Origin of the sequence: Streptomyces catenulae (assembly GCF_000718015.1) — a bacterium.
In the GTDB taxonomy this organism is placed as follows: Bacteria; Actinomycetota; Actinomycetes; order Streptomycetales; family Streptomycetaceae; genus Streptomyces; species Streptomyces catenulae.
In genome coordinates, this window is record NZ_JODY01000002.1 from 353,525 (window position 1) to 375,481 (window position 21,957).

At 75.1% G+C, this 21,957-nt stretch carries 17 protein-coding genes and 1 pseudogene; 10 read left to right on the forward strand and 8 right to left on the reverse strand.

Features of this window, described 5'->3' with window-relative positions; translation table 11 throughout:
• Positions 1-8: 8 nt before the first annotated feature.
• Complete coding sequence (locus tag IF23_RS0103735) at positions 9-1,439, forward strand: lipase maturation factor family protein (protein WP_030279701.1); 1,431 nt, start codon at positions 9-11, stop codon at positions 1,437-1,439.
• On the opposite strand, the gene IF23_RS32395 is transcribed toward IF23_RS0103735, so the two are convergent.
• Positions 1,333-2,418, reverse strand: a complete 1,086-nt coding sequence (locus tag IF23_RS32395) for a tetratricopeptide repeat protein (RefSeq protein WP_078653753.1) — start codon at positions 2,416-2,418, stop codon at positions 1,333-1,335. The genes IF23_RS0103735 and IF23_RS32395 overlap by 107 nt on opposite strands.
• Before the next feature lie 329 nt (positions 2,419-2,747).
• Between IF23_RS32395 and IF23_RS0103745 the strand changes: the two genes are divergently transcribed.
• Together IF23_RS0103745 and IF23_RS0103750 are read left to right on the forward strand one after the other, a co-directional pair.
• Positions 2,748-3,941 carry a lactonase family protein gene (locus IF23_RS0103745; RefSeq protein WP_030279703.1) on the forward strand — a complete coding sequence of 398 codons (1,194 nt, stop codon included), beginning with the start codon at positions 2,748-2,750 and terminating at the stop codon, positions 3,939-3,941.
• 93 nt (positions 3,942-4,034) lie between these two features.
• Positions 4,035-5,495, forward strand: coding sequence for an amino acid permease (locus IF23_RS0103750; protein ID WP_078653754.1), 1,461 nt, complete (start codon positions 4,035-4,037; stop codon positions 5,493-5,495).
• Here IF23_RS0103750 and IF23_RS0103755 read toward each other — a convergent pair.
• Positions 5,399-6,283 (reverse strand): PaaX family transcriptional regulator C-terminal domain-containing protein, encoded by an 885-nt coding sequence (locus IF23_RS0103755; RefSeq protein ID WP_078653755.1) that lies wholly within the window; start codon positions 6,281-6,283, stop codon positions 5,399-5,401. The two genes, IF23_RS0103750 and IF23_RS0103755, sit on opposite strands and share 97 nt — an antisense overlap.
• Before the next feature lie 46 nt (positions 6,284-6,329).
• Between IF23_RS0103755 and IF23_RS0103760 the strand changes: the two genes are divergently transcribed.
• From IF23_RS0103760 to IF23_RS0103775, 4 genes are all read left to right on the forward strand, one after another.
• Positions 6,330-7,976, forward strand: coding sequence for an acyl-CoA dehydrogenase family protein (locus IF23_RS0103760; RefSeq protein ID WP_030279706.1), 1,647 nt, complete (start codon positions 6,330-6,332; stop codon positions 7,974-7,976).
• 96 nt (positions 7,977-8,072) lie between these two features.
• A complete protein-coding gene (locus IF23_RS0103765; protein ID WP_030279707.1) occupies positions 8,073-8,651 on the forward strand; it encodes a GrpB family protein in 579 nt (192 codons plus the stop codon).
• A gap of 159 nt (positions 8,652-8,810) precedes the next feature.
• Positions 8,811-10,043, forward strand: coding sequence for a metallophosphoesterase (locus tag IF23_RS0103770; RefSeq protein ID WP_030279708.1), 1,233 nt, complete (start codon positions 8,811-8,813; stop codon positions 10,041-10,043).
• Between the two features lie 245 nt (positions 10,044-10,288).
• Positions 10,289-12,457 carry a SpoIIE family protein phosphatase gene (locus tag IF23_RS0103775; RefSeq protein ID WP_078653756.1) on the forward strand — a complete coding sequence of 723 codons (2,169 nt, stop codon included), beginning with the start codon at positions 10,289-10,291 and terminating at the stop codon, positions 12,455-12,457.
• Between the two features lie 64 nt (positions 12,458-12,521).
• Here IF23_RS0103775 and IF23_RS0103780 read toward each other — a convergent pair whose 3' ends face one another.
• Entirely contained in the window at positions 12,522-12,743 is a 222-nt protein-coding gene (locus IF23_RS0103780; protein WP_030279710.1) for a hypothetical protein, read from the reverse strand.
• A 179-nt stretch (positions 12,744-12,922) separates the two neighbouring features.
• Between IF23_RS0103780 and IF23_RS0103785 the strand changes: the two genes are divergently transcribed.
• Positions 12,923-13,747 carry a TetR/AcrR family transcriptional regulator gene (locus IF23_RS0103785; RefSeq protein WP_078653757.1) on the forward strand — a complete coding sequence of 275 codons (825 nt, stop codon included), beginning with the start codon at positions 12,923-12,925 and terminating at the stop codon, positions 13,745-13,747.
• On the opposite strand, the gene IF23_RS0103790 is transcribed toward IF23_RS0103785, so the two are convergent.
• The 3 genes and pseudogenes from IF23_RS0103790 to IF23_RS0103805 all read right to left on the reverse strand — a co-directional run bounded on the left by IF23_RS0103790 (position 13,722) and on the right by IF23_RS0103805 (position 16,937).
• Complete coding sequence (locus IF23_RS0103790; RefSeq protein ID WP_030279712.1) at positions 13,722-15,113, reverse strand: NADP-dependent succinic semialdehyde dehydrogenase; 1,392 nt, start codon at positions 15,111-15,113, stop codon at positions 13,722-13,724. The genes IF23_RS0103785 and IF23_RS0103790 overlap by 26 nt on opposite strands.
• A gap of 492 nt (positions 15,114-15,605) precedes the next feature.
• Positions 15,606-15,914 (reverse strand): annotated as a pseudogene (locus IF23_RS32405) (MFS transporter); the annotation flags it as partial.
• Between the two features lie 72 nt (positions 15,915-15,986).
• A complete protein-coding gene (locus IF23_RS0103805) occupies positions 15,987-16,937 on the reverse strand; it encodes a GntR family transcriptional regulator (protein WP_030279714.1) in 951 nt (316 codons plus the stop codon).
• A gap of 269 nt (positions 16,938-17,206) precedes the next feature.
• Here IF23_RS0103805 and IF23_RS0103810 point away from each other — a divergent pair, with 269 nt between their 5' ends.
• Positions 17,207-18,316 (forward strand): FAD-dependent monooxygenase, encoded by a 1,110-nt coding sequence (locus IF23_RS0103810; RefSeq protein WP_030279716.1) that lies wholly within the window; start codon positions 17,207-17,209, stop codon positions 18,314-18,316.
• A gap of 175 nt (positions 18,317-18,491) precedes the next feature.
• A complete protein-coding gene (locus IF23_RS0103815) occupies positions 18,492-19,337 on the forward strand; it encodes an LLM class flavin-dependent oxidoreductase (RefSeq protein WP_030279718.1) in 846 nt (281 codons plus the stop codon).
• Positions 19,338-19,386: 49 nt separating this feature from the next.
• Here IF23_RS0103815 and IF23_RS0103820 read toward each other — a convergent pair whose 3' ends face one another.
• Positions 19,387-20,514: an amidohydrolase family protein gene (locus tag IF23_RS0103820; protein ID WP_030279720.1), complete on the reverse strand. Its 1,128-nt coding sequence runs from the start codon at positions 20,512-20,514 to the stop codon at positions 19,387-19,389.
• On the reverse strand, positions 20,508-21,908 hold the full coding sequence (locus tag IF23_RS0103825; protein ID WP_030279722.1) for a type I glutamate--ammonia ligase: 1,401 nt from the start codon (positions 21,906-21,908) through the stop codon (positions 20,508-20,510). The genes IF23_RS0103820 and IF23_RS0103825 overlap by 7 nt, the downstream gene beginning before the upstream one ends.
• Positions 21,909-21,957 lie beyond the last annotated feature (49 nt).

The window sequence follows — 21,957 nt, forward strand, 5'->3', positions numbered from 1 at the left end:
CTGGGCGGGTGGACTGGTTCACCGACTCCGGTTACTGGCTCGGCCGCCTCGTCTTCCAGCGGCTGCTGGCCCTCGTCTATCTCACCGCGTTCCTCGCCGCGGCGCGGCAGTTCCGGGCGCTGATCGGCGCGCGGGGGATGCTGCCCGTGCCCCGCTTCGTCGCGCGCGTACCGTTCCGCGCCGCGCCGTCCGTCTTCCAGCTGCACTACTCGGACCGGTTCTTCGCCGCCTGGTCGTGGTGCGGGGCGCTGCTGGCCGCCGCGGTGGCCGCGGGCGCCGCCGACGCGGTGCCGCTGGGCGCGGCCATGGCGATGTGGGCGGCGCTGTGGGTGATGTACCTGTCGATCGTGAACGTCGGCCAGACCTGGTACGGCTTCGGCTGGGAGTCGCTGCTGCTGGAGACCGGGATGCTGGCGGTCTTCCTCGGCAACGGCGACCTCGCGCCGCCGGTCCTCGTGATGTGGCTGGTGCGCTGGCTGCTGTTCCGGGTGGAGTTCGGCGCCGGGCTGATCAAGATGCGCGGGGACCGCTGCTGGCGCGATCTGACCTGCCTCTGCTACCACCACGAGACCCAGCCGATGCCGGGCCCGCTGAGCTGGTTCTTCCACCGTCTGCCGGGCCCACTGCACAAGGTCGAGACCGCCGCCAACCATGTGGCGCAGCTGGGGCTGCCGGTACTGCTGTTCACCCCGCAGCCGGTGGCCGGGTGGGCGGCGGCGGCGATGGCCGTCACCCAGCTCTGGCTGGTCTTCTCCGGCAATTTCGCCTGGCTGAACTGGCTGACCCTCGCGCTCGCCCTCTCCGTCGCCGCCGGGGCCCTCCCCCGGGTCACCCCGCCGCCGCTCCCGGCGGGCGCCCCGGTCTGGTTCACCGTCCTGGTCTGCGCGGCGACCGCCGGGGTCCTGGCGCTCAGCTACCGCCCGGCCCGTAACCTCCTCGCCCGCGAGCAGCGGATGAACACCTCCTACGAACCGTTGCACCTGGTCAACTCGTACGGCGCCTTCGGCAGTGTCACGCGGGTGCGGCGGGAGGTGGTGGTGGAGGGGACGGCGTCGGCGGTGGACGGGCCGGGGACGGTGTGGAAGGAGTACGCCTTCCACGGGAAGCCGGGCGAGGTGGGGCGGCTGCCGCGCCAGTTCGCCCCCTACCATCTGCGGCTCGACTGGCTGATGTGGTTCGCCGCGCTGTCGCCGGGCTACGCCGCCGGCTGGTTCGGCGGCTTCGTGGAGCGGCTGCTCGAAGGCGACCGGGACACGCTGCGGCTGCTGCGCGGCAATCCGTTCCCGGACGCCCCGCCGCTGCGGGTGCGGGCCCGGCTCTTCGAGTACCGCTTCACGACGTGGCGGGAGCTACGGGAGTCAGGTGCATGGTGGCACCGTCGAGAAGTCCGTCCGTTTCTGCCGCCCACCGCGCTGTCACCTCGTCCCGGAAGGCGGTGAGCGTCCGCAGCGCCTCCCGCAGCCCGATCCGGCGGAACTCCCGCTCCAGGGCGTCGAGTTCGGCGAGGGTCTCGACGTGGTCGCGGCCCAGCCGGGCGCGGGACCGTGCCAGGCCCAGCGCGGCCAGGGCGCGGCCACGGGGCTCGGTCATCTCGGTGAACTCCCGCAGTGCGAGGGCGTACAGCTCGCGCGCCTGGGCGTACCGCTCGGCGCGGAAGAGGACGTTGCCGCGCATCTTGTGGTTGTAGGCGAGGGCGGCGGCGAGGTCCATGGCGCGGCATATCGCCTCCGCCTCGGAGAGCAGCTCCAGGGCGCGGTCGGTCTCGCCCAGCGCGGAGCGGACGTCGGCCACGCCCCGCAGCGACCAGGCGTGGCCGCGGCTGTCGTCCGCCGCGGCGGCGATGGTGACGCACTCCTCGAAGAGGTCCAGCGCCTTGGGCAGGTCGCCGGTGTTGCGGTGCATCTGGGCGATGCCGGACAGCGCCCAGACCGCGTGGCGGGGCTCGCCGTGGGCGCGTGCCTGGGCCAGGAGCTGTTCGTGCAGGTCGGCGACTGCTGCGTAGTCGCCCTGGATGCGGCCGGTCTCGGCGAGCCCGGCGAGGGCGTAGCCGTGGGCCAGCCGGTCGGCGCCGTCGGCGAGGGCGACGGCGTGGGTGAGCAGCCGACGGGCGAGCGGCAGGGCACCGCACTGGCGGGCGAGGGTGCCGCCGCTCCACAGCGCCCAGCCCATGGCGCCGCGGTCGCCCGCCTCCCGGGCGCTGCGGTAGCTGTCGCGCCAGGCCGCACCGGCCGCCTCGACCCTGCCCAGACGGCGGTTGGCCTCGCCCGCCGCGAGGGCCGCGCGGGCCCGGTCCAGCGGCCCTTCGGCCTCCTCGTGGGCGCGGACGGCGGCGGCCAGCACCTCCTCGTAGGAGGAGTTGACGTCGAGCTTCGCGCCCAGCGCGCCCTGGTACTCGGGGGCGAATGCCTTGCCGTACATGTTGCGGTGCCCTCTCGTTCATGATCCGTCTTGCTCACGACGCTATGGAGTCGGGTCTGTAGCCCGAATCCCTCGCAGTGCCCCTCCTCACGTACCTCTGAAGTGCTACGGTCCGCCCCCGCCGTCATCACCGCGATGTACGGGTGAACCCCCTCCCAACAGCGATAACGGCAGCGGTAGCTGACGGAGCGTCGGGGAACGGTGACGCGGTGGACCCGTGCCGCGGGCCGCCGTCCCCTTGCCGTGCCGCGCCGTCCGGGTCAGGCTGACCCCGTCTTGCCGCGGGGCCGTACGGTCCGCGGGCCGAGCGCCGGATACCGAGGTGGAGCATGAACGCAGCAGGGACGGGCCCCGGCGTGGGGCGCAGGCGTCTGCTCGGGGGCGTCGCCGCCGGACTCGCCGTCGCAGCCACGGGCACCGCGCTGACCGGCCGCGACGCCACCCCGGCGCAGGCCCGGGACCGGGGGCGCGGGGAGGCCCGGCGACCGCGGGCCGCCCGGACCGCGTTCCTCGGGACGTACACCTCCTCGGGGGGAGCCGGGATCATCCTTGCGGAGTACGCCGCGGACGGGACGCTGACCTCCACCGGCACGGTCGGCGGCGTCCCCGACCCGTCGTACCTGGCGCTCGCCCCCGACGGCGGCACGCTCTACGCCGTGGACGAGCAGCCGGACGGCGCGGTGACCGCGCTGGCGCTTCCGGCGCAGGGCCCGCCGAAGGTGCTGGGCAGCCGTCCCACCGGCGGCGCCGGGCCCTGCCATCTCTCGGTCCACCCGGGCGGACGGTGGCTGCTGAGCGCCAACTACACCTCCGGGAGCGTGGCGGTGCACCCGATCGACCCGGCGGACGGCTCGCTGGGCGGGCGGACGGATCTGGTCACCCACTCCGCGCCGCCGCCCGGTCCGGGCCAGGACGGGCCGCACGCGCACCAGATCCTCACCTCGCCGGACGGCGGCCACGTCCTGGCGGTCGATCTGGGCACCGACACCGTCTACACCTATCGGCTGGACACCTCCGCCGGGAAGCTGGCCGAGGTGTCGCGGGCGGCGCTGCGGCCGGGCGCCGGGCCGCGGCATCTGACGTTCCACCCGTCGGGCCGGTACGCGTATCTGGCGAACGAGGTCGACAACACCGTGGTGGTCTGCGGGTACGACGCGGACAGCGGGCGGCTGACGCCGGGCGAGCCGCAGCCGACCGGCACCGGCGAGGGCACCAGCTATCCGGCGCAGCTGCTGGTCACCGCGGACGGGGCGTTCGCGTTCCTGGCCAACCGCGGCCACAACAGCCTGACCCGGTACGCGGTCGAGGACGGCGGGGCGCGGTTGCGGCTGCTGGACAGGGTGCCGGTGGGCGGCGACTTCCCGCGGCAGATCACCTTCTCGCCGGACGGACGGCTGCTGTTCGCGGCGAACCAGAAGTCGGGGACGGTGACGGTGTTCGCGGTCGACCCGGACTCCGGGGCGCTGGTGCGGCGGGGCGAGCCGTTCGCGGCGGCGGCAGCGGTGTGCGTCCTGCCGCGGTGAGCGGGCGGGCCGCGCCGCGGGATCCGGCGGGTCGCGGGGAGTGAAACACTGCCGCAACAGTGCGGCAGTGTCCGGAAGTTAGCGTCGCCCCCCATGAGTACGCAGACACCGGGGGCGCACGGCCCCCAGAGCGGCCCGGCACCGGCGGAGGGTGCGCTGCACCAGGGGCTCAAGCGCCGTCATATGCGGCTGATCGCGCTCGGCGGGGTGATCGGCGCGGGGTTGTTCGTCGGCAGCGGGGTGGTGGTGCACGCGACCGGTCCGGCGGCGGTGCTGTCGTTCCTGGCCGCCGGGGTGCTGACAGTGCTGATCATGCGGATGCTGGCGGAGATGACCGTCGCCCGGCCCGCGCAGGGCTCGTTCTACGCGCATGTCCGCGAGACGCTGGGGCCGCGGGCCGGTTTCACCGTCGGCTGGCTGTACTGGTACTTCTTCGTGATCGTGGTCGCCGTGGAGGCGGTGGCCGGTGGCCGGATCGTCCAGCTGTGGCTGCCCGGCGTGCCGTTGTGGGCGGTCAGCCTGGTCCTGATGGGGCTGCTGACGGCGACGAACATGGTGTCGGCGCGGTCCTACGGCGAGTTCGAGTACTGGTTCTCGTCGATCAAGGTGGTGGCGATCGTCGTCTTCCTGTTCCTGGGCGCGCTGTACGTGCTGGGGCTGTGGCCGCACGCGCAAGGCGGGCTGGCGCTGCTGACGTCGCACGGCGGGTTCGCCCCGGCGGGGGTGGGCGCGGTGCTGGCGGCGGTGGTGCCCTGTGTCGGGTTCTTCACCGGGGCGGAGATCGTGACGATCGCGGCGGCGGAGTCGGTCGAGCCGGAGCGGGCGGTGGCGGACGCGATCCGCTCGATCGTGCTGCGGGTGGTGGCGTTCTACGTGCTGTCGATCTTCCTGGTGGTCGCGGTGGTGCCGTGGACGTCGCGGGCGATCGAGGTCAGTCCGTACGCGGCGGTGCTGGAGCGGCTGGCGGTGCCCGGCGCCGGGACGGTGATGAACGCGCTGGTGCTGATCGCGGTGTTGTCCTGCCTGAACTCCGCGCTCTACACGTCGTCGCGGATGCTCTTCGCGCTCACCGGCAACGGCGATGCGCCGCGCGCCTTCACGAAGGTCAGCCGCGGCGGCGTACCGCGGCGGGCGCTGCTGGCCGGGACGTCGGTCGGCTATCTGTCGGTGATCGCCGCCTGGATCTCCCCCGATGTGGTCTTCTCGTTCCTGATCAACTCCTACGGCGCGGTCGCGCTCTTCGTCTATCTGGCCATCGCCTTCGCGCAGGTGCGGATGCGGCGGCGGCTGGAGCGCGAGGACCCGGCGCGGCTGACGCTGCGGATGTGGCTGTTCCCCTGGCTGAGCTGGGTGACCATCGCGGCGATGACGGCGGTGATCGCCGCGATGGCGGTGCTGCCCGACAGCCGTTCGCAGTTCTGGCTGAGTCTGGTGACGATGGCGGTGGTGCTGGTGGGCTACGAGGTGCGGCGGCGGGTCCCGGCGGCGCGTACCGCACCGGCGGGTCCGGTGCCCGAGCCGGACGTCGTGGGGGCGGCGACCGGCGAGAGGTAGTGGCGCAGCAGTTCGCGCAGATGGTCGACGAAGGCGTCGTAGCTCTCCCGCAGGGTGGATCCCGGCCAGTCGTCGGGGAGCAGTTCGGCGGGGAGCAGCGGGTCGGTCAGCAGATGGCGCTGGGCCGCGGCGGCGACGGTGAAGCGGTGCGCGGGGTCGTCGGCGCCGCCGAGGCGGGCGTCGAGGTCGCGGGCGCGGGCGGCCCAGCCGTCGAGGTCCCAGAGCTTGCCCGCGAGGACGGCCGGATCGCCGTCGGGGGTGCCGGTGAGCCAGATGCACTGGTCGGCGGCGGACGGGCGGGGGCGGTCGAGGTTGGCGGGGCGCAGCCAGCTGCCCTCGCGCAGCTCGGCCAGGCGGAGTCCGTCCATGGCGCGGCGGAGCGCGGTGCGTTCGGCGGCGGTCCGGCGCTCGCCGGTGACCAGGGCGATCTCCCAGGCGCCGGACCACGGCAGGGTGCGCGGGGTGCGGCTGTCGTCCTGACGGCGCTGGCGGGCCAGCAGCCGTGCGGTGAGGGCGTAGTCCCCGTCGGCGTGGGTGAGGTCTCCGGCTGCCACCATGCGGGAGAGTGCGACCCGGACCGTGCCCTCGGCGATGCCGAAGAGTTCCCCGATACGGACGAGGGCGCGGACCGGCAGCTGCGCCGGATGGTTGCCCAGGAGGGTGCTGAGGACGACGGAGCGCGCGGTGAGCGGCCTCACCCCGAGGTCCTCCGCATCGTCCGCCGCGCTCCGCGGGGTGCCCGTGGGGGCCGTTCCGGGGGTGCCGTCACAGCCGTCCGCGCCGTTCATTCATTACATCCTTTCCACGCTTGTCGTACAACTGTAACGTCGAGGTATGACCGTCACTCATGAAGTCGTGAATCAGCCGCCGCCGCTGACCGGTTTCACCGCCGCGGACGAGCCGGCCCTGCTGGAGACCTTGCGCCGGGAAGGCGCCGGATGGGGCGAGCGGGAGGTGACCGAACTCGGCGCGCTGGCGGGCACGGCGGCCGTCCAGGAGCAGTCCCGCTGGGCGGAGGAGGTGCCGCCCCGGCTGCAGACCCACGACCGCTTCGGCCACCGCGTCGACGAGGTCACCTTCCACCCCGCCTGGCATCAGCTGATGACGGTCGCCGTGGAGCAGGGGCTGCACGCCGCGCCCTGGGCCGACGACCGGCCGGGCGCGCATCTGGTGCGCGCCGCGAAGTTCTACCTCTGGTCCCAGGCGGAGCCGGGCCACGGCTGTCCGATCTCGATGACGTACGCCGCCGTCCCCGCGCTGCGGGCGGCGCCCGAGCTGGCGGCGGTGTACGAACCGCTGCTCACCTCGCGGGTCTACGACTTCGGGCTGCGGCCGCCGCTGACCAAGTCGGGCCTGATCGCGGGCATGTCGATGACGGAGAAGCAGGGCGGCTCCGACGTCCGCGCCAACACCACCCGCGCGGTGGCCGCCGCCGACGGGAGCTACCGGATCACCGGCCACAAGTGGTTCACCTCCGCGCCGATGAGCGATGTCTTCCTGACCCTGGCACAGACGGCGGAGGGTCTCAGCTGTTTTCTGCTGCCGCGCGTCCTGCCGGACGGCAGCCGCAACGGACTGCGGCTGATGCGCCTCAAGGACAAGCTGGGCAACCGCTCCAACGCCTCCGCCGAGATCGAGTACGAGGCGGCGGTGGCCTGGCCGGTGGGCGAGCCGGGGCGCGGGGTGCGCACCATCGTGGAGATGGTCAACATGACCCGCCTGGACTGTGTGCTGGGATCGGCCGCCGCGATGCGGGCCGGGCTGCGGCAGGCGCTGCACCACACCGCGCACCGGCAGGCGTTCGGCCGGACGCTGGACCACCAGCCGCTGATGCGCTCGGTCCTCGCCGACCTCGCCGTGGAGTCGGAGGCGGCGACGCTGCTGGGGATGCGGCTGGCGGCGGCGGTGGACCGCTCGCAGGCCGGGGACGCCCGGGAGGCGGCGCTGCGGCGGCTGGCGCTGGCCGCCGCCAAGTACTGGGTGTGCAAGCGCGGCAGCTCGCACGTGGGCGAGGCGCTGGAGTGCCTGGGCGGCAACGGCTACGTCGAGGAGTCCGGCATGCCGCGGCTCTACCGGGAGGCGCCGCTGCTGTCGATCTGGGAGGGCTCCGGCAATGTCGCGGCGCTCGACGTGCTGCGGGCGCTCCAGCGGGAACCGGACGCGCTGGAGGCGTACTTCGCGGAGATCGACGCGGCCGCGGGCGCCGACCGGCGGCTGGACGCGGCCGCCGCGGGGCTGCGGAAGCTGCTGGGTGAGCTGGCCGACCCGGAGCGGGCGCAGCTGCTGGCGCGGACCGTCGCCGAGCGGATGGCGCTGGTGCTCCAGGGGGCGCTGCTGGTGCGGCACAGCTCCCCCGCGGTCGCCGACGCGTTCTGCGCCTCGCGGCTCGACGGGGCGTGGGGCAACGCCTTCGGCACCCTGCCGCCGGGCACGGATCTGACGGCGATCCTGGAGCGCACCCGTACCGGTGAGGCGCACTGAGGCCCGGGCGGTGGACGGAGGTGCGCCCGGCGGGCCCGGCGGCGCGGGGCGCACCGGGAGGGGGCGGCCGGGCCGCCGGGGCGGTAGCGTCCGGGCATGCCCTTCGACGATGAGATCGCCCCGGTCGCCGTGGTCGCCCACCGGCCGTGCTGGGCCCGGGAGTTCGCCGGGCACGCCGCCCGGCTGCGGGAGCTGCTGGGGGCGCTCGCGGTCGCGGTCGACCATGTGGGCTCCACCTCCGTGCCGGGGCTGGCGGCCAAGGACTGTCTGGACATCCAGGTGCGGACGGCGCCGCTCGACGAGGAGTGCGCCGGGCGGGCCACGGCGCGGCTGACGGCGGCCGGGTTCCGGCTCCGCCCCGAGCCGTGGAACCGCACCGAGGTGGTGTCCGGCCGCCCCTGCCGCAAGCTGGTCTTCGCCCCGCCCGTCGGCGCCCGCCGGTGCAACATCCACCTGCGGGAGCACGGCGGGCCCAACGCCCGGTTCGCGCTGCTCTTCCGCGACCATCTGCGCGCCGACGCGGAGGTCCGCCGGGCGTGGGGCACGTTCAAACAGCGGCTGGCCGCAGAGGTCCCGGACCTCGCCGCGTACGGGCGGATCAAACAACCGGCCACCGAGGCGCTGATGCGCGGCGCCGAGCGCTGGGCGGCGGCGACGGGGTGGCAGCCGTCCTGAGCCCGGGCGGCCGTACGGCGGCGGGCCGCACCCCGCGACCCTTATGGCACCGAGTGCACCGACAACTCCCCCACCCGGCACCCGGTGTCGTACATACGTCCACTTCGCCTTCATCGGACCTTCACCATCAGCCTCCTCGCCCATGAGAAAAAGCGAGGCATGTGTGACGACGAACTGATCCCGCCGCGCGCGGACCTGACCGAGGACCAGTGGCTGCGGGACGAGGCCACGCGGCCCGCGGCGGACGCGCCCGGGATGCGGACGACCGGCCGCACCGTGCCGTGGGTCAACCGGCGGACGCTGCTGGGCGGCGCGGTGGCGGGCGCCGCGCTCGGCGTGCTGCCGCTCGGCGCCGGGGACCGGACGGCCGCCGCCGCGCCCCGCGGCGGCGCGCCCGGCGCGTACCCCTTCCCCGAACGCCCCAACCGCAGGGGCGAGTTCGCCGTCCTGGTGACGGGCGACGCGGGCACCGGCGACGAGGCGCAGTACGCGGTGGCCGCCGCGGCGCGGGACGTCTGCCGCGCGGAGGGCGTGGAACTGGCCGTCGGGCTGGGCGACAACATCTACGAGAACGGGCCGGAGTCCGACCACGACTCCGAGTTCCAGGACAAGTTCGAGAAGCCCAACGCCGGAATCGACGTGCCCTGGCTGATGGTGCTGGGCAACCACGACTGCTCCGGGCTGATCCCGGGCAGCGGCGGCGACCCGTCCCGCGGCGACCGCGAGGTGGCGTACGCGGCGACCTCGCGCCGCTGGTACATGCCGGAGCGCTACTACAGCGTGCCGGTCCCCGCCGACCGTCCGCTGGTGGAGTTCTTCGCCATCGACACCATCCCGTGGTCGTCGTACGTCGCCCAGATCGACCCGCACTACCGCTGGGACGGCCCGTACATGCGCGGGCAGCGGGAGTGGCTGGACGGCGCGCTGCGCGCCTCCCGGGCCCGCTGGAAGATCGTCCTGGGCCACCATCCGTACCTCAACAACGGCAAGCACGGCAGCGCCGGTGCCTACGACGGCTTCACCGTCGGCAACTACACCAGCGGCGTCCACCTCAAGGAGATGTACGAGGAGGTCGTCCTCGGGCGCGCCGATCTGATCCTCTCCGGGCACGACCACACCTCGCAGCTGCTGGAGCCGACGGCGCGGACCGGCGGCACCCGGCAGGTGGTGTGCGGCGCGTCCGGCAAGACCGGCGACGGCAGCGCGCACTTCGGCCACCCGGCCGCCTGGCAGAACTTCTCCGACCACGGCTTCATGCTGCTGAAGGTGTCGGGCACCGCGCTGACGCTCGACGCGTACACCGTCGACGTCGCCACCCGGACGGCCACCCGCGCCCACCGGATCCGCACCACGGCGCCGGTCGGCGGGGCGCGGGCGGGCGCACCGGCGTAGCGGCGGGTCCGGCACCAGCGGGGGCCGCGCGCCCCGGGCGGGGCAGCGGGACATGCGGCGGGCCGCGCCCCGGCCTAGGGTGAGCGCATGGCCGCGTCCCGGTGGATATCGGCCCTGGTCAACGGCGCGCGGCCGCGGGCCCGGGGCCCGCACTCCCGCGCGGCGCCGCACCGCCAGGACCGGATCGCGGCGCCGTCCCTCCCCCGTTCCCGTCCGCCCGTGGCAGCCGGGCGACGGGCGCTTCGGTGACCGCCGGGAGCGGCGACGATCCCGGGCGCCGCTACGACCCGCTGGCCGCCCCGGGCGTCCGCGCGGTGCCCGAGGAGGCGCCGGGCGTCTCGCACCACGAGCCGATCGGGCTCCGCCGCCGCCTCGATCTCAACCTCATGGGCACGTTCGACTGGGACCTGAACCGCGGCCACCTGAACCTCGACGAGGGTGCGCTGCGCCTCTACGACCTGCGCGCCGACGAGTGGAGCGGGGAGCCCCTGGCGCTGGCCTCGCGGGTGCCGCCGGAGGAGGGCGCGCGGCTGGACCGGGCGCTGTCGCTGGCGCTCCAGGACGGCGCCTCCTCGTACGGCGCGTACTTCCGGGTGCGCCACCGCGACGGGACGATGCACTGGGCGCACTCCCAGGGCCGGATCCTGCACGACGCGGACGGGCTGCCGTACCGGGTGATCGGGGTGGTGCGGGAGGCGTCGAACGAGCTGGCGGACTCGGCGCTGCTGCGGTCGCTGCAACAGGAGCGGCAGCGGCAGACCGTGATGGTGCAGCAGACCACGGCGGCGCTGGCGCGGGCGATGTCGGTGGCGGATGTGACGCGGGTGCTGACCGGTCCGGGCGGGGCGCGCCGGTTCGGGGCGGACGCGCTGGTCCTGGGGCTGGTGGCGGGCGGCCGGTTCGAGGTGATCGCGGCGACCGGGCTGGACGGCGACGTCCCCGAGGACATGCTCCGCTCCCGGCTGGACGACACGCTGCCGCTGTCGGACACGGTGGCGTCGCGGCGCCCCAGCTTTCTGCGCACCCGCGGCGAGATGATCGCCCGCTTCCCGCGGCTGCGCCCGTACGGGGAGATGCTGCCGCCGGGCAGCGCGTCGTTCCTGCCGCTGGTGGCGCAGGACACCGTCATCGGGGCGCTGGGGCTGTTCGGCAACGAGCCGTCCGGACAGTCCGCCGAGGCGCGGAACCTGGCGCTGGCGCTGGCCGGTGTGGTGGCGCAGTCGTTGCAGCGGGCGACCCTCTTCGACCAGGAGCGGGAGTTCGCGACGGGCCTCCAGGCGACGATGCTGCCGCGGCGGGTGCCGGAGATACCCGGCGGCGAGGTGACGGTGCGGTACCACCCGGCGAGCGTGGGCCGCGACATCGGCGGCGACTGGTACGACGTGATCGCGCTGCCGCAGGGCCGTACGGGGCTGGTCGTCGGGGACGTCGAGGGGCACGACACCCATGCGGCGGCGGTGATGGGGCAGCTGCGGATCGCGCTGCGGGCGTACGCGAGCGAGGGGCATCCGCCGGAGACGGTGCTGGTGCGCGCCTCGCGGTTCCTGGCGGAGCTGGAGACCGACCGCTTCGCGACCTGCACCTACGTCCAGGCGGATCTGGACTCCGGGGCGCTGCACGTGGCGCGGGCCGGGCATCTGGGGCCGCTGGTCCGGGACGGTTCGGGGCATGTGGACTGGCCGAAGGTCCGCGGCGGGCTGCCGCTCGGGGTGGCGACCACGTTCGGGCACGACCACTTCCCCGAGACGCAGCTGTTCCTGGAGCCCGGGTCGACGCTGCTGCTGTGCAGCGACGGGCTGGTGGAGCAGCCGGGGCAGGACATCTCGGTCGGGATCGACGCGCTGACCGCGGCGGTCCGCGCCGGGCCGCAGGAGTTGGGGCCGCTCGCCGATCAGCTCGCGGAGCTGCTGTGGTCGGCGCCCGGGTCGGAGGACGATCTGGCGCTGTTGCTGCTGCGGCGGGTGCCGGACCCGGGCGGCAGCGCGCTGCCGCGGCTGCGGCTCCACGTCCACCAGGCCGATCCGGCGGGCGCCGCCGATGTCCGCTCGGCGCTGCGGCGGACCGTGGACCAGTGGCGGGCCGGGCCGGTGATGTACGACATCGAGGTGGCGGCGAGCGAGCTGATCGCCAACGCGCTGACGCACACGGAGAGCGGGGCGCTGGTGACGATGGAGCTGCTGCCGGGCGAGCCGCGGCGGATCCGGCTGGAGGTCGAGGACCGCTCCAGCCAGTGGCCCCGGCGTCGCAGCCCCGGTGAGACCGCCACGTCCGGGCGCGGTCTGATGCTGGTGGAGGCGCTGGCGGACAGCTGGGGCGCCGAGCCGCGCGGCTCCGGCAAGGCGCTGTGGTGCGAGTTCGTGGTGCCGGACGGGGAGGCGTCCCCGGACGGGGCGGGCCCGCCGGGCGAGGGGTGAGCCGGGCCCGGGGAACGCCCCCGGCCGCCTGCCGCCGCTCCCCCGGCCCGCCCCCGCCGTCGGGTCAGCCGCGGCGGCCGAGCGCCTTGGCGCGGCCGTGGGCCCAACCGGCGAGGACGACTCCGGCGACGGTCCCGGTGGCGTAGACGCCCAGGGTCACCCCGAACCCGGCGTGCAGTGCGCCGAGGACGCCGGTGTCGCCGTGGTGGACGAGCAGCCGGACGGCGCCCTGCCCGCACACCGCGACGGCCACCATGCCGATGATCTGGCACACGTCGTACTTCACCGTCGGTCTCCCCCTTGTGGACTCGCACCGGTCGGCTCCCCCGCGGAGCACGTCCGCACCGGCGCTTCCGGGCGGCGGGACGCCCCCGGAGAACGTTACGAACGTACCACCGGAAATCGCGCAGAATGCGGCTCACATCGGCATTACGTCACACAATTTCCCGCGCTAGGGTGGCGTTCATGCGTGACGAAAAGAGGGAGGCCGGGCGGCGGGACGCGGTGGGCGGCTGCCGGGAGTGCGGGGGTCCGTTGGCGGTCGGCGGGCGGGGGCGACCGGCGCGGTACTGCTCGCGGAGCTGTCAGGCGCGGGCCTACCGGCGGCGCAGGCAGCCGCCGGTCCCGGCGCCCGCGGCGGAGCCGGAGCCGGTCGCGGTCTCGCCGCGGCGGCGGCAGATCGCCGAGGCGGTGTGGCGGATCGCCGCGGCGCGCGGGCTGCACGCGGCGAGCATGCGCGAGATCGCCGCCGAGGCCGGGGTCTCCCTGCGGACCGTGCAGTACCACTTCACCGGCAAGCACCAACTCCTCGTCGACGCCCTCCGGTTGCTGCACGACGACAACGAGCGGCGGGCCCGCGCCCGGATCCGGCACGACGCGGACGATCCGCGCGGACTGCTGCGGGCCGTCCTCGAAGAGTTCCTGCCGCTGGACGAGGAGCGGCGCACCGCGCTGCGGGTGCTCGCCGCGTACTACTCCCGCAGCCTGACCGACCCCGCGCTGGCCGCGGTCTTCCTCGCCCCCGAGCATCCGCTGGAGGAGTTGGTCGCCGGGCTGCTGGAGCGGGCCCGGGAGCGGGGGCGGTGCGCCCCGGGGGTGGACCCGCGGCACGAGGCCGATCTGCTGGTCTCCGGAGTGACCGGGCTCGGCGGCGATCTGCTGCACGGGCGCCGCCCGCGCGAGGACGTGCTGCGGGTCCTCGGCTACCACCTCGACCGGATCCTCCCGCCGGAGGCGGATCCGGCCGGGGCTGCCGCGGCCCGGCCTACGGGCCGTACCAGAGCGTCGTGATGTTGCAGAACTCCCGGATGCCGTGGCCGGACAGCTCCCGGCCGTAGCCGGAGCGCTTGGCGCCGCCGAAGGGCAGGCCCGGGTGGGAGGCGGTCATGCCGTTGAAGTAGACGCCACCGGCGCACAGATCGCGGGCGAGGCGTTCCTGTTCGGCCTCGTCGCGGGTCCAGGCGTTGGAGCTGAGGCCGAAGGGCGTGTCGTTGGCGAGCGCCACCGCCTCGTCGAGGTCGGCGACCCGGTAGAGCGTGGCGACCGGGCCGAACGCCTCCTCGTGGTGGATGCGCATGTCGGGGGTGAGGTGGGTGAGGACCGTCGGCTCGTAGAACCAGCCCGCGGTGGGGCGCGAGGGGCGGCGGGCGCCGCAGAGCACGGTGGCGCCCCGGTGGACCGCGTCGTCCACCAGCTCCTCCAGGTCGGAGCGGCCCTGTTCGCTGGCGAGCGGGCCGACGTCGGTGTTCTCATCCATCGGGTCGCCGACGGTCAGCGCGGCCATCGCGGCGGTGAACTTCTCGGCGAACGCGTCGTGGATGTCGGCGTGCAGGAGGAAGCGCTTGGCGGCGATGCAGGACTGGCCGTTGTTCTGGACCCGGGCGGTGACCGCGACCCGGACCGCGGCGTCGAGGTCCGCGGAGGGCAGGACGACGTAGGGGTCGCTGCCGCCGAGTTCCAGCACCGTCTTCTTGATCTCGTCGCCCGCGACGGAGGCGACGGCGCGACCGGCCGGTTCGCTGCCGGTGAGGGTGGCCGCCGCGATCCGCGGATCGCGCAGTACGCCCTCGACCGCGCCCGAGCCGATCAGCAGGGTCTGGAAGCAACCTGCCGGGAACCCGGCGCGGCGGAAGAGTTCTTCCAGGTAGAGGGCGGTCTGCGGAACGTTGGAGGCGTGTTTGAGCAGCCCGGTGTTCCCGGCCATCAGGGTCGGCGCGGCGAACCGTACGACCTGCCAGAGCGGGAAGTTCCACGGCATCACGGCGAGGACGACGCCCAGCGGGCGGTAGCGCACCACGGCGCGGGCGGCGCCGGAGTCGCGGACGTCGGCCGGATCGGGGTGCTCGTCGGCGAGGAGGGCGGCGGCGTGGTCGGCGTACCAGCGCATGGTCTTGGCGCACTTGGCGACCTCGGCGCGGGCCGCCACCAGGGTCTTGCCCATCTCGGTGGTCATGGTGCGGGCGACGGTCTCGTGGTCGGCGTCCAGCAGATCGGCGGCCTTGTGCAGCCACCCGGCGCGGGTGGCGAACGAGGTGAGCCGGTGGGCGGTGTACGCCTGCTCGGCGAGGACCAGCCGGTCTTCGAGTTCGCCCGGGTTGAGCGGTTCGAAGGTCTTGAGCGTTTCGCCGGTGGCCGGGTTGACCGTGGCGATGGCCATGAACAGCACCTCCTCGATGGGACGGGACGATCGGCTCGGCGGGGGTACGGGCGCGCCCGGCTCAGCTCAGCGGCGAGGGGGCCGGTGAGGGGTCCGGTACGGGATCGGGCCCCGGCGGGCGCGGGATCGGGGACGGCGAGGGTTCGGGGCCGGGCGGGCCCGGCGGCGGTTCGGGGACCGGGCCGGGCGGCGGACCGCCGGGCTCCGGGGACGGGCCGTCCGGTTCCGGTGGCGGACCGCCGGGATCGGGCGGCAGCGGGTCCGGGCCCCCGGGATCCGGCGGGGTGGCCGGGTCGGTCGCGGCGGGGCCGTACCGCCCGTGGCCCGGGCCGCCGGACGCCACCGGGCCGCCGCGCGCCCGGGGGCGGTGCGGGATCGGTTGCGGCTGCACGGCGTGCCTTTCGGAGCTGGACTGCTGCGTGCGCGGATCCCCCCGTCTCCGAGTCTGGCCCGTTCCCGGCCGCGCCGCACGCCCGGGCCCGCCCGTCACGGCAGACGCGGGATCAGCGACGACCGCGCCGGGGAGTTCATCGCGAAGCAGACGGCCTGGAGCGCGACGACGGTGTAGAGCAGCGCGACGGGGTGGTGGTGGGTGAGCGCCGCGACGGCCGGCACGGCGGAGAGGACGGTGGCGCCGGTCGCGCTGCAGAGGCCGAGCGTGCGGCGGTCGACGGTGTCGGCGACGGCGCCGCCGTAGAGACCGAAGACGACGAGCGGGACGAGGGAGCAGAGGCCGACCAGGCCGACCGCGAAGGTGGCGTGGGTGAGGTCGCGGGGCGGGGTCCGCGGGGGTGTTCGTATCGGGCACGCGGAAGGAGAGCATGTCCGCGCCGCCGGGCGGCGGGTCGTCTCACGGCAGCCGCCCGGCGGGGCTCAGGCGGGCGGGGCGCACTCCGCGACGAGCCGGTCGACGGTGTCGAGCAGGGCCCGCAGCCCCCGCTCGAAGAGCCCGTCGAGCCGCAGGTCGTAGCCGTCCTCCCCGACCTCGTCGAGGAGCCGGGCGAGCGTCGGGTACGCGCCGGAGCCCAGCAGCGCGGACATCGTGGGCTCCTGGGTGTCCAGCCACTCCTCGTCGGTCAGCCCGGTCTGGCCGACGGCGTGCGCCTCGCGCTCGGCGTGCACCGCCAGGCCCTGGATGTGGCTGTAGAGCAGGGCGTTGAGGTCGAGGACGGTGGCGGCGTCGAGTCCGTGGCCGTCGAGGGCGGCGAGCATCCACTCGGAGTAGGCGAGCAGCCGCGGCAGCAGTTGGGGCCGGGTGAGCGGACCGGTCTGGGCGAGCCAGGGGTGGGCGCGGTGCACCCGCCACAGGGCGCGGGCGCCCTCCTCCAGCCGGGTCCGCCACGGCGCCGGGGTGCGCGGATGGTCCAGCTCGCCGAGGACGGTGTCGGTCATCAGCGCGACGAGTTCATCCTTGCCCTGCACATTGCGGTACGCGGCCATCGTGGAGACGCCGAGACGCCCGGCGACGGCGCGCATGGAGAGCGCGGCGAGCCCCTCGGCGTCGGCGAGCGCGATAGCGGCGCGGACCAGGCGGTCCCGCCCCGGGTCCCCGGCGGACGCGCTGACCGGGGGCGGTGCGGGCGCGGTGCGGCGGGGCGCGGGCCGGGGCGCGACGACGGTTCCGGTGCGCCCGGTGGCGTGGATCAGCCCCTCGCGGCGGAGGACGGCGAGCGCCTTGGTGGCGGTGGCGAGGGCGACGCCGCTCTCCTCGGCGAGGCGGCGGGTGGCCGGTACCCGGTCGCCGGGGGCCAGTTCGCCGTTCTCGATGCGGCGGCGCAGCGCGGCGGCGATCCGCAGGTACGGCGGGTCGGGGCGCTCGGCCACGTCCTGCTCCTTCCGTGTGCGGCGCCTCCGCCGGTGCGGAGACGCCCCCGCGATCCTTCCGGAAATTCCGTCCGCGCGCCGCCCCTGTACTAGCACAGAGACCACCTGCGGGAACGGCCGCGCTCCTCCTCATGTCCTAGTACACAAGGGGGAGTTGGGGCGGAGAACATGCAGCTCAGGAAGGTGGTGCAGGCGTCGCGTACGCCGTACATTCCTGGGGTGCGTACGTGGCGGTCCCGCCGTGTACACCTGATGGAGGGGGAATTTCCATGACGTCCGTACTGATCTCCGGAGCCAGCGTCGCCGGGCTCGCCGCGGCCCACTGGCTGCGCCGGGCCGGCTGTACGGTGACCGTCGTCGAGCGCGCCTTGGGGTTACGCCCGGGCGGTCAGGCGCTGGACGTCCGCGGGGTCGCGCTGGAGGTGCTGGAGCGCGGCGGGCAGTTGGCCGAGGCGCGGGCGCTGCGGACCACGATGCGCGGGATGTCGATGCTGGACGGCACGGGCGCCGAGCAGTGGCGCTCGACCGAGGCGACCTGGAGCGCCGGTCCGCTGGACAGCCCGGACATCGAGGTCTTCCGCGACGAACTGACCGTCCTGCTGCACCGGTACGCCCAGGACGGTGTGGAGTACCTCTTCGACGACTCCGCGACCGCCCTGGCGCAGGACGCGGACGGGGTGCGGGTCGACTTCCTCAGCGGGCGGCGGCAGACGTTCGACCTGGTGGTCGGCGCGGACGGGCTGCACTCGACGGTACGGCGGCTGGCCTTCGGCCCGGAGGAGCGGTACACCCGCCACCTGGGCGCCTACGTCGGCGTCTTCCGCTCCGCCAACTTCCTCGACCTGGCGGACTGGCAGATCTGGCTCCAGGAGGGGGACGCGAGCCTCTGCGTCTACCCGACGCGGGACAACGGCGAGCTCCGTACCTTCCTCGGCTTCCGCTCCGACCCCCTCGACCTCGACCGGCACGACACCGCCGCCCAGCGGAAGCTGCTCGGCGAGAAGCTGGGCCATCTGGGCGGCCCCGCACCGCAGTTGCTGGCGGCGATGCAGGAGGCGCCGGACTTCTTCTTCGACGCGATGGCGCAGATCCACATGGACCGCTGGTCGGCGGGGCGGGTGGTGCTGATCGGCGACGCGGCGCACTGCCCGTCCCCGCTGTCCGGGCAGGGCAGCAGCCTGGCGCTGGCCGGGGCGTACGTCCTCGCCGACGAGCTGGGCCGGTCCGGCGGCGACCACCGTGCCGCGTTCACCGGCTACGAGCGGCGGATGCGCCCGTACGTCACGCTCAACCAGGCGCTGGCGCTCGAACACTCGGAGGGCCCGCCCCCGAACGAGGTGATCGACCGCGCCAAGAACGCGCTGCGGCTGGACGTCTGACGCCGGTGGGGTGACGGTCCGCCGCGGCGCCGACGCGCGGCGGGCGTGCCCCGCCCGGGCGGCCCCGGCGGGTAGCGTGCAGGGGCCGCCCGGGCGGCGTCACCCGCCGGATCGGTTGCCCGGGCCACCCACGACGGGGCCGGACCGTTCGCCCGGCCCGGGAGGAGCACCCGACATGGACCTCGGCATCGGACTGCCGGTACTGCGCCCCGACCCGGAGCTGTCGCTCGCCGACTGGGCGCGGCACGCCGAATCGCGCGGCTTCACCACCCTCGGCACCACCGACCGGCTCGTCTACGACCAGTACGAGCCGCTGACCGCCCTGGCCGTCGCCGCCGGGGCCACCTCCCGCATCCGGCTGACCACCAGCATCCTGCTGGCCCCGCTGCGCGCCAACCACGCGCTGTTCGCCAAGTCCGCCGCCACCCTCGACCGGCTCTCCGGCGGCCGTCTCGTGCTGGGTCTGGCACCCGGCGCCCGGGAGGACGACTACCGGGCGGGCGGACTGCCCTTCCGGCGCCGCGGCAGGCTGTTCGACGCGCTGCTGGAGACGGCCACCGCACAGTGGCGGGAGACCGACGGCATCGGGCCGCGACCGGCCACCCCCGGCGGTCCCCCGCTGCTGCTGGGCGGTTTCACCGAGGCGGCGCTGCGGCGGATGGTCACCCACGGCAGCGGCTGGGTGGCCGGGGCCCAGGGCGTCGAGAACTTCCGTGCCCACGCCCCGGGGGTCCGGCAGGCGTGGCAGGCGGCGGGCCGGGCGGGGGCGCCGCGGCTGGTGGGAACGGTCCACTGCGCGCTGGGTCCGGGCGCGGAGCGGCGTCTGCGCACCAGCCTGGAGCGGTACTACACCTCCGGCACCTTCACCCGGAAGAGCATCGAGGCGGGGCTGTCCTCGCCCGAGGCGGTGGCCCACGAGGTGGCGGCCTACGCCGAGGCGGGCTGCGACGAACTCATCCTCTTCCCGCACGGCGGCGGCCCGGAACAGATCGATCTGCTCGCCGAGGCGGTCGGGTGGTGAGCCGCGGGCGGCGGCCGACGGGAGGCCGCCGCCCCGGCGCGGCCGTGCCTCAGGGGCCGTCGCCCAGCCCGTACAGCCGCCGTGCGTTCTCCGCCGCGATCAGCGCCGCGACGCGGGCGGCGTCCTCGTAGGACCAGGCGCCGTGGTGGGTCCAGTCGTCGAGGACGGTGCGCAGCGCGGTGCGGAAGACGGCGCTGCCGACGGTGTACAGCTCGGGCAGGCCGTAGGCGTCGGTGGAGAAGAGGAGCTTGCCGAACGGGGTCAGCTCCAGGAACTCGGCGAGCACCGCGGCGGCCCGGGCGCCGGTGTGGCCGAGGGCGAGGCCGACGTCGGCGTAGACGTGCGGGTAGACGGCCGCCAGGTAGGCGGCCTGGCGGTGGTACGGGTAGCAGTGCAGCAGGACGAGCGGGGTGCCGGTGTCGGCGGTGGCCCGGACGAAGTCGGTGAGCAGCGCCGGATCGGCGTGGTGCAGCCGCAGGTCGGGGTCGCCGAAGCCGGTGTGGATCTGGAGCGGCAGGCCGGTGGCGACGGCGAGTTCGACGAGGTGGCGCAGCAGGACCGGGTCGGCGAGCCGGTCCTCACCGGCGGCCAGCCAGCCGCGGGCCGCGGCGTGCACCACGTCCCGGCCCGGCGGGTGGGCCGCCAGGGCGAGACCGTGGCGGTAGGCGGCGACGGTCTTGAAGGCGACGGCGTGCGCCGCGGCGTCGCGTACCGCGCGGGCCAGCGCGTCGAGGAACTCCTCGGCGTCGGCGGTCTGCCGGGCGGTGTGTTCGGCGAGGGTCTCCAGGCGGACGATCTCGTGGCCGGTGCCGCCGCCGGACTCCGCGGTCCCGGCGGGTCCGGTGAGCGGTCCGGGCAGCCCGGTGTCGACGAGGTAGGTGCCGATGCCCGCGGCGGTGAGCAGCAGGCGGCGGGTCTCGTCGGGGCCGAGTTCGGCGCGGCGGGCGAGGTAGTCGGCGGGCGGGCAGTGCGGCGGCAGGCCGAGGACCGGCGGGCACCAGCGGCGCAGCGCGAAGCCGAGTTGGCTGTCGAGGTAGCTGGTGCCGGGGGCGGCCGGGCGGTCGGACTCGGTGAGGAGTCCGGCGAACTCCGCCGCGGTCGGCTGGTGGCGGAGCACGCCGTGGCAGTGGTGGTCGACGAGCGGCGGCAGGCCGTCCCGCGGTGCGGGCGTCACCAGCGCCACCGGGTCTCGGCGGCGATCTCCTCGTCGCCCTCGCCCGCGAACCGGGCGGCCTCCGCGCGGCGGACGGCGAGCACCGCGCCGTGCAGCACCTCGCCCATCGCCTCGCGCAGCGGCGCCGACTTCTCCAGCCGGTCGGCGGAGTCGGTGAGGGTGGTGGGGAGGCGGACGATGCCGCGGCGGCCACGCTCGCGGACGCCGAGGACGCCCGGGTCGCCGCTGACCGGCTCGGGCAGCACGCTGCCAAAGGCCAGGCCGTGGAGCCCGGCGGCGAGCACCGCGCCGACGACGAGGTAGGGGTTGGCGGCGGCGTCGAAGGGCTTCAGCTCGGCGTGGCCGCCGTCCGGGTCGTCGGGCGCCCCGGTGATCAGCCGGAGCGCGGCCTCGCGGTTCTCCACGCCCCAGCACTGGAAGACGCCCGCCCAGTGGGACGGCTGGAGCCGCAGATAGCTGGCGGGCGAGGGGCAGCCGAGGGCGAGGAGGGCGGGCAGCGCCTCCAGGACGCCGCCGAGGAACGCCGTCGCTTCGGGGGCCAGACCGTGGGCGGCGGCGGGGTCGCGGTGCAGGGAGCGGCCGTCGCGGTCCAGGCTGAGGTGGAGGTGGCAGCCGTTGCCGACGAGTCCGGCGACGACGGTGGGGGCGAAGGAGGCGCGCAGTCCGTGGCGGGCGGAGACGGCGCGGACAGTCTCGCGGACGAGGACGACGTCGTCGGCGGCGCGCACCGGGTCCCCGGCGGCGGTGGAGACCTCGAACTGGCCCGCCGCGTACTCGGGGTGGAGTTGGAGGACGTCGAGGCCCTGGACGGTGAGCGCCTCGGTGATGTCGCGGAGGTAGTCGGAGAGTTCGACGACGCGGGTCATGCCGTAGGCGGGTCCGGCGCAGGGGAAGTCGAGCGGGGCGTCCGGGTCGGCGGCGGCCGGGGTGCCGGGCTCGGGGACGCGGGTGACGACCCATTCGGTCTCGAAGCCCATCCGTACGCCCAGCCCGTGCTCCGCGGCGCGTTCGGTCATCCGGCGGGCGAACTGCCGCTGGCAGGCGGGGTGCGGGGCGCCGAGTTGGTCGTAGCGGTCGGCGGGCGCCCAGGCCCAGCCGGGCTGGGCGGCGAGCGGGGTGACGCGGTCCAGGTCGGGGAAGAGCCGCAGATCGCCGTCGGGGCCGCCGATGTGGGGGGATTCGGTGATGGCGTCGTCGGAGGTGAAGACGTCGAAGACCGGGGACATGCCGACGCCGCGGCGGGCGGCCTGCTCCAGGCGGTGTGCCGGGACGGCTTTGACGCGGGTGATGCCCGCGTTGTCGACCCAGGTCAGAGCGGTGTTGCGGACCCCTTCGGCGTCCAGTCGCGCCGCCAGTTGCCGGTCCTGTGCCGACTGTTGTGCCGACCGCGATTCCATGGTGCGTCCTTACCTCGCGCGTGCCGATGTCTCGGCGTCCGGTGTGCCC

Excerpts from the sequence above, each read along its gene's own strand:
- IF23_RS32395 (WP_078653753.1), bottom strand. The coding sequence starts at position 2,418 with ATGTACGGCAAGGCATTCGCCCCCGAGTACCAGGGCGCGCTGGGCGCG.
- IF23_RS0103745 (WP_030279703.1), top strand. The coding sequence starts at position 2,748 with ATGAACGCAGCAGGGACGGGCCCCGGCGTGGGGCGCAGGCGTCTGCTC.
- IF23_RS0103750 (WP_078653754.1), top strand. The coding sequence starts at position 4,035 with ATGAGTACGCAGACACCGGGGGCGCACGGCCCCCAGAGCGGCCCGGCA.
- IF23_RS0103755 (WP_078653755.1), bottom strand. The coding sequence starts at position 6,283 with ATGAACGGCGCGGACGGCTGTGACGGCACCCCCGGAACGGCCCCCACG.
- IF23_RS0103760 (WP_030279706.1), top strand. The coding sequence starts at position 6,330 with ATGACCGTCACTCATGAAGTCGTGAATCAGCCGCCGCCGCTGACCGGT.
- IF23_RS0103765 (WP_030279707.1), top strand. The coding sequence starts at position 8,073 with ATGCCCTTCGACGATGAGATCGCCCCGGTCGCCGTGGTCGCCCACCGG.
- IF23_RS0103770 (WP_030279708.1), top strand. The coding sequence starts at position 8,811 with ATGTGTGACGACGAACTGATCCCGCCGCGCGCGGACCTGACCGAGGAC.
- IF23_RS0103785 (WP_078653757.1), top strand. The coding sequence starts at position 12,923 with ATGCGTGACGAAAAGAGGGAGGCCGGGCGGCGGGACGCGGTGGGCGGC.
- IF23_RS0103790 (WP_030279712.1), bottom strand. The coding sequence starts at position 15,113 with ATGGCCATCGCCACGGTCAACCCGGCCACCGGCGAAACGCTCAAGACC.
- IF23_RS0103810 (WP_030279716.1), top strand. The coding sequence starts at position 17,207 with ATGACGTCCGTACTGATCTCCGGAGCCAGCGTCGCCGGGCTCGCCGCG.
- IF23_RS0103815 (WP_030279718.1), top strand. The coding sequence starts at position 18,492 with ATGGACCTCGGCATCGGACTGCCGGTACTGCGCCCCGACCCGGAGCTG.
- IF23_RS0103825 (WP_030279722.1), bottom strand. The coding sequence starts at position 21,908 with ATGGAATCGCGGTCGGCACAACAGTCGGCACAGGACCGGCAACTGGCG.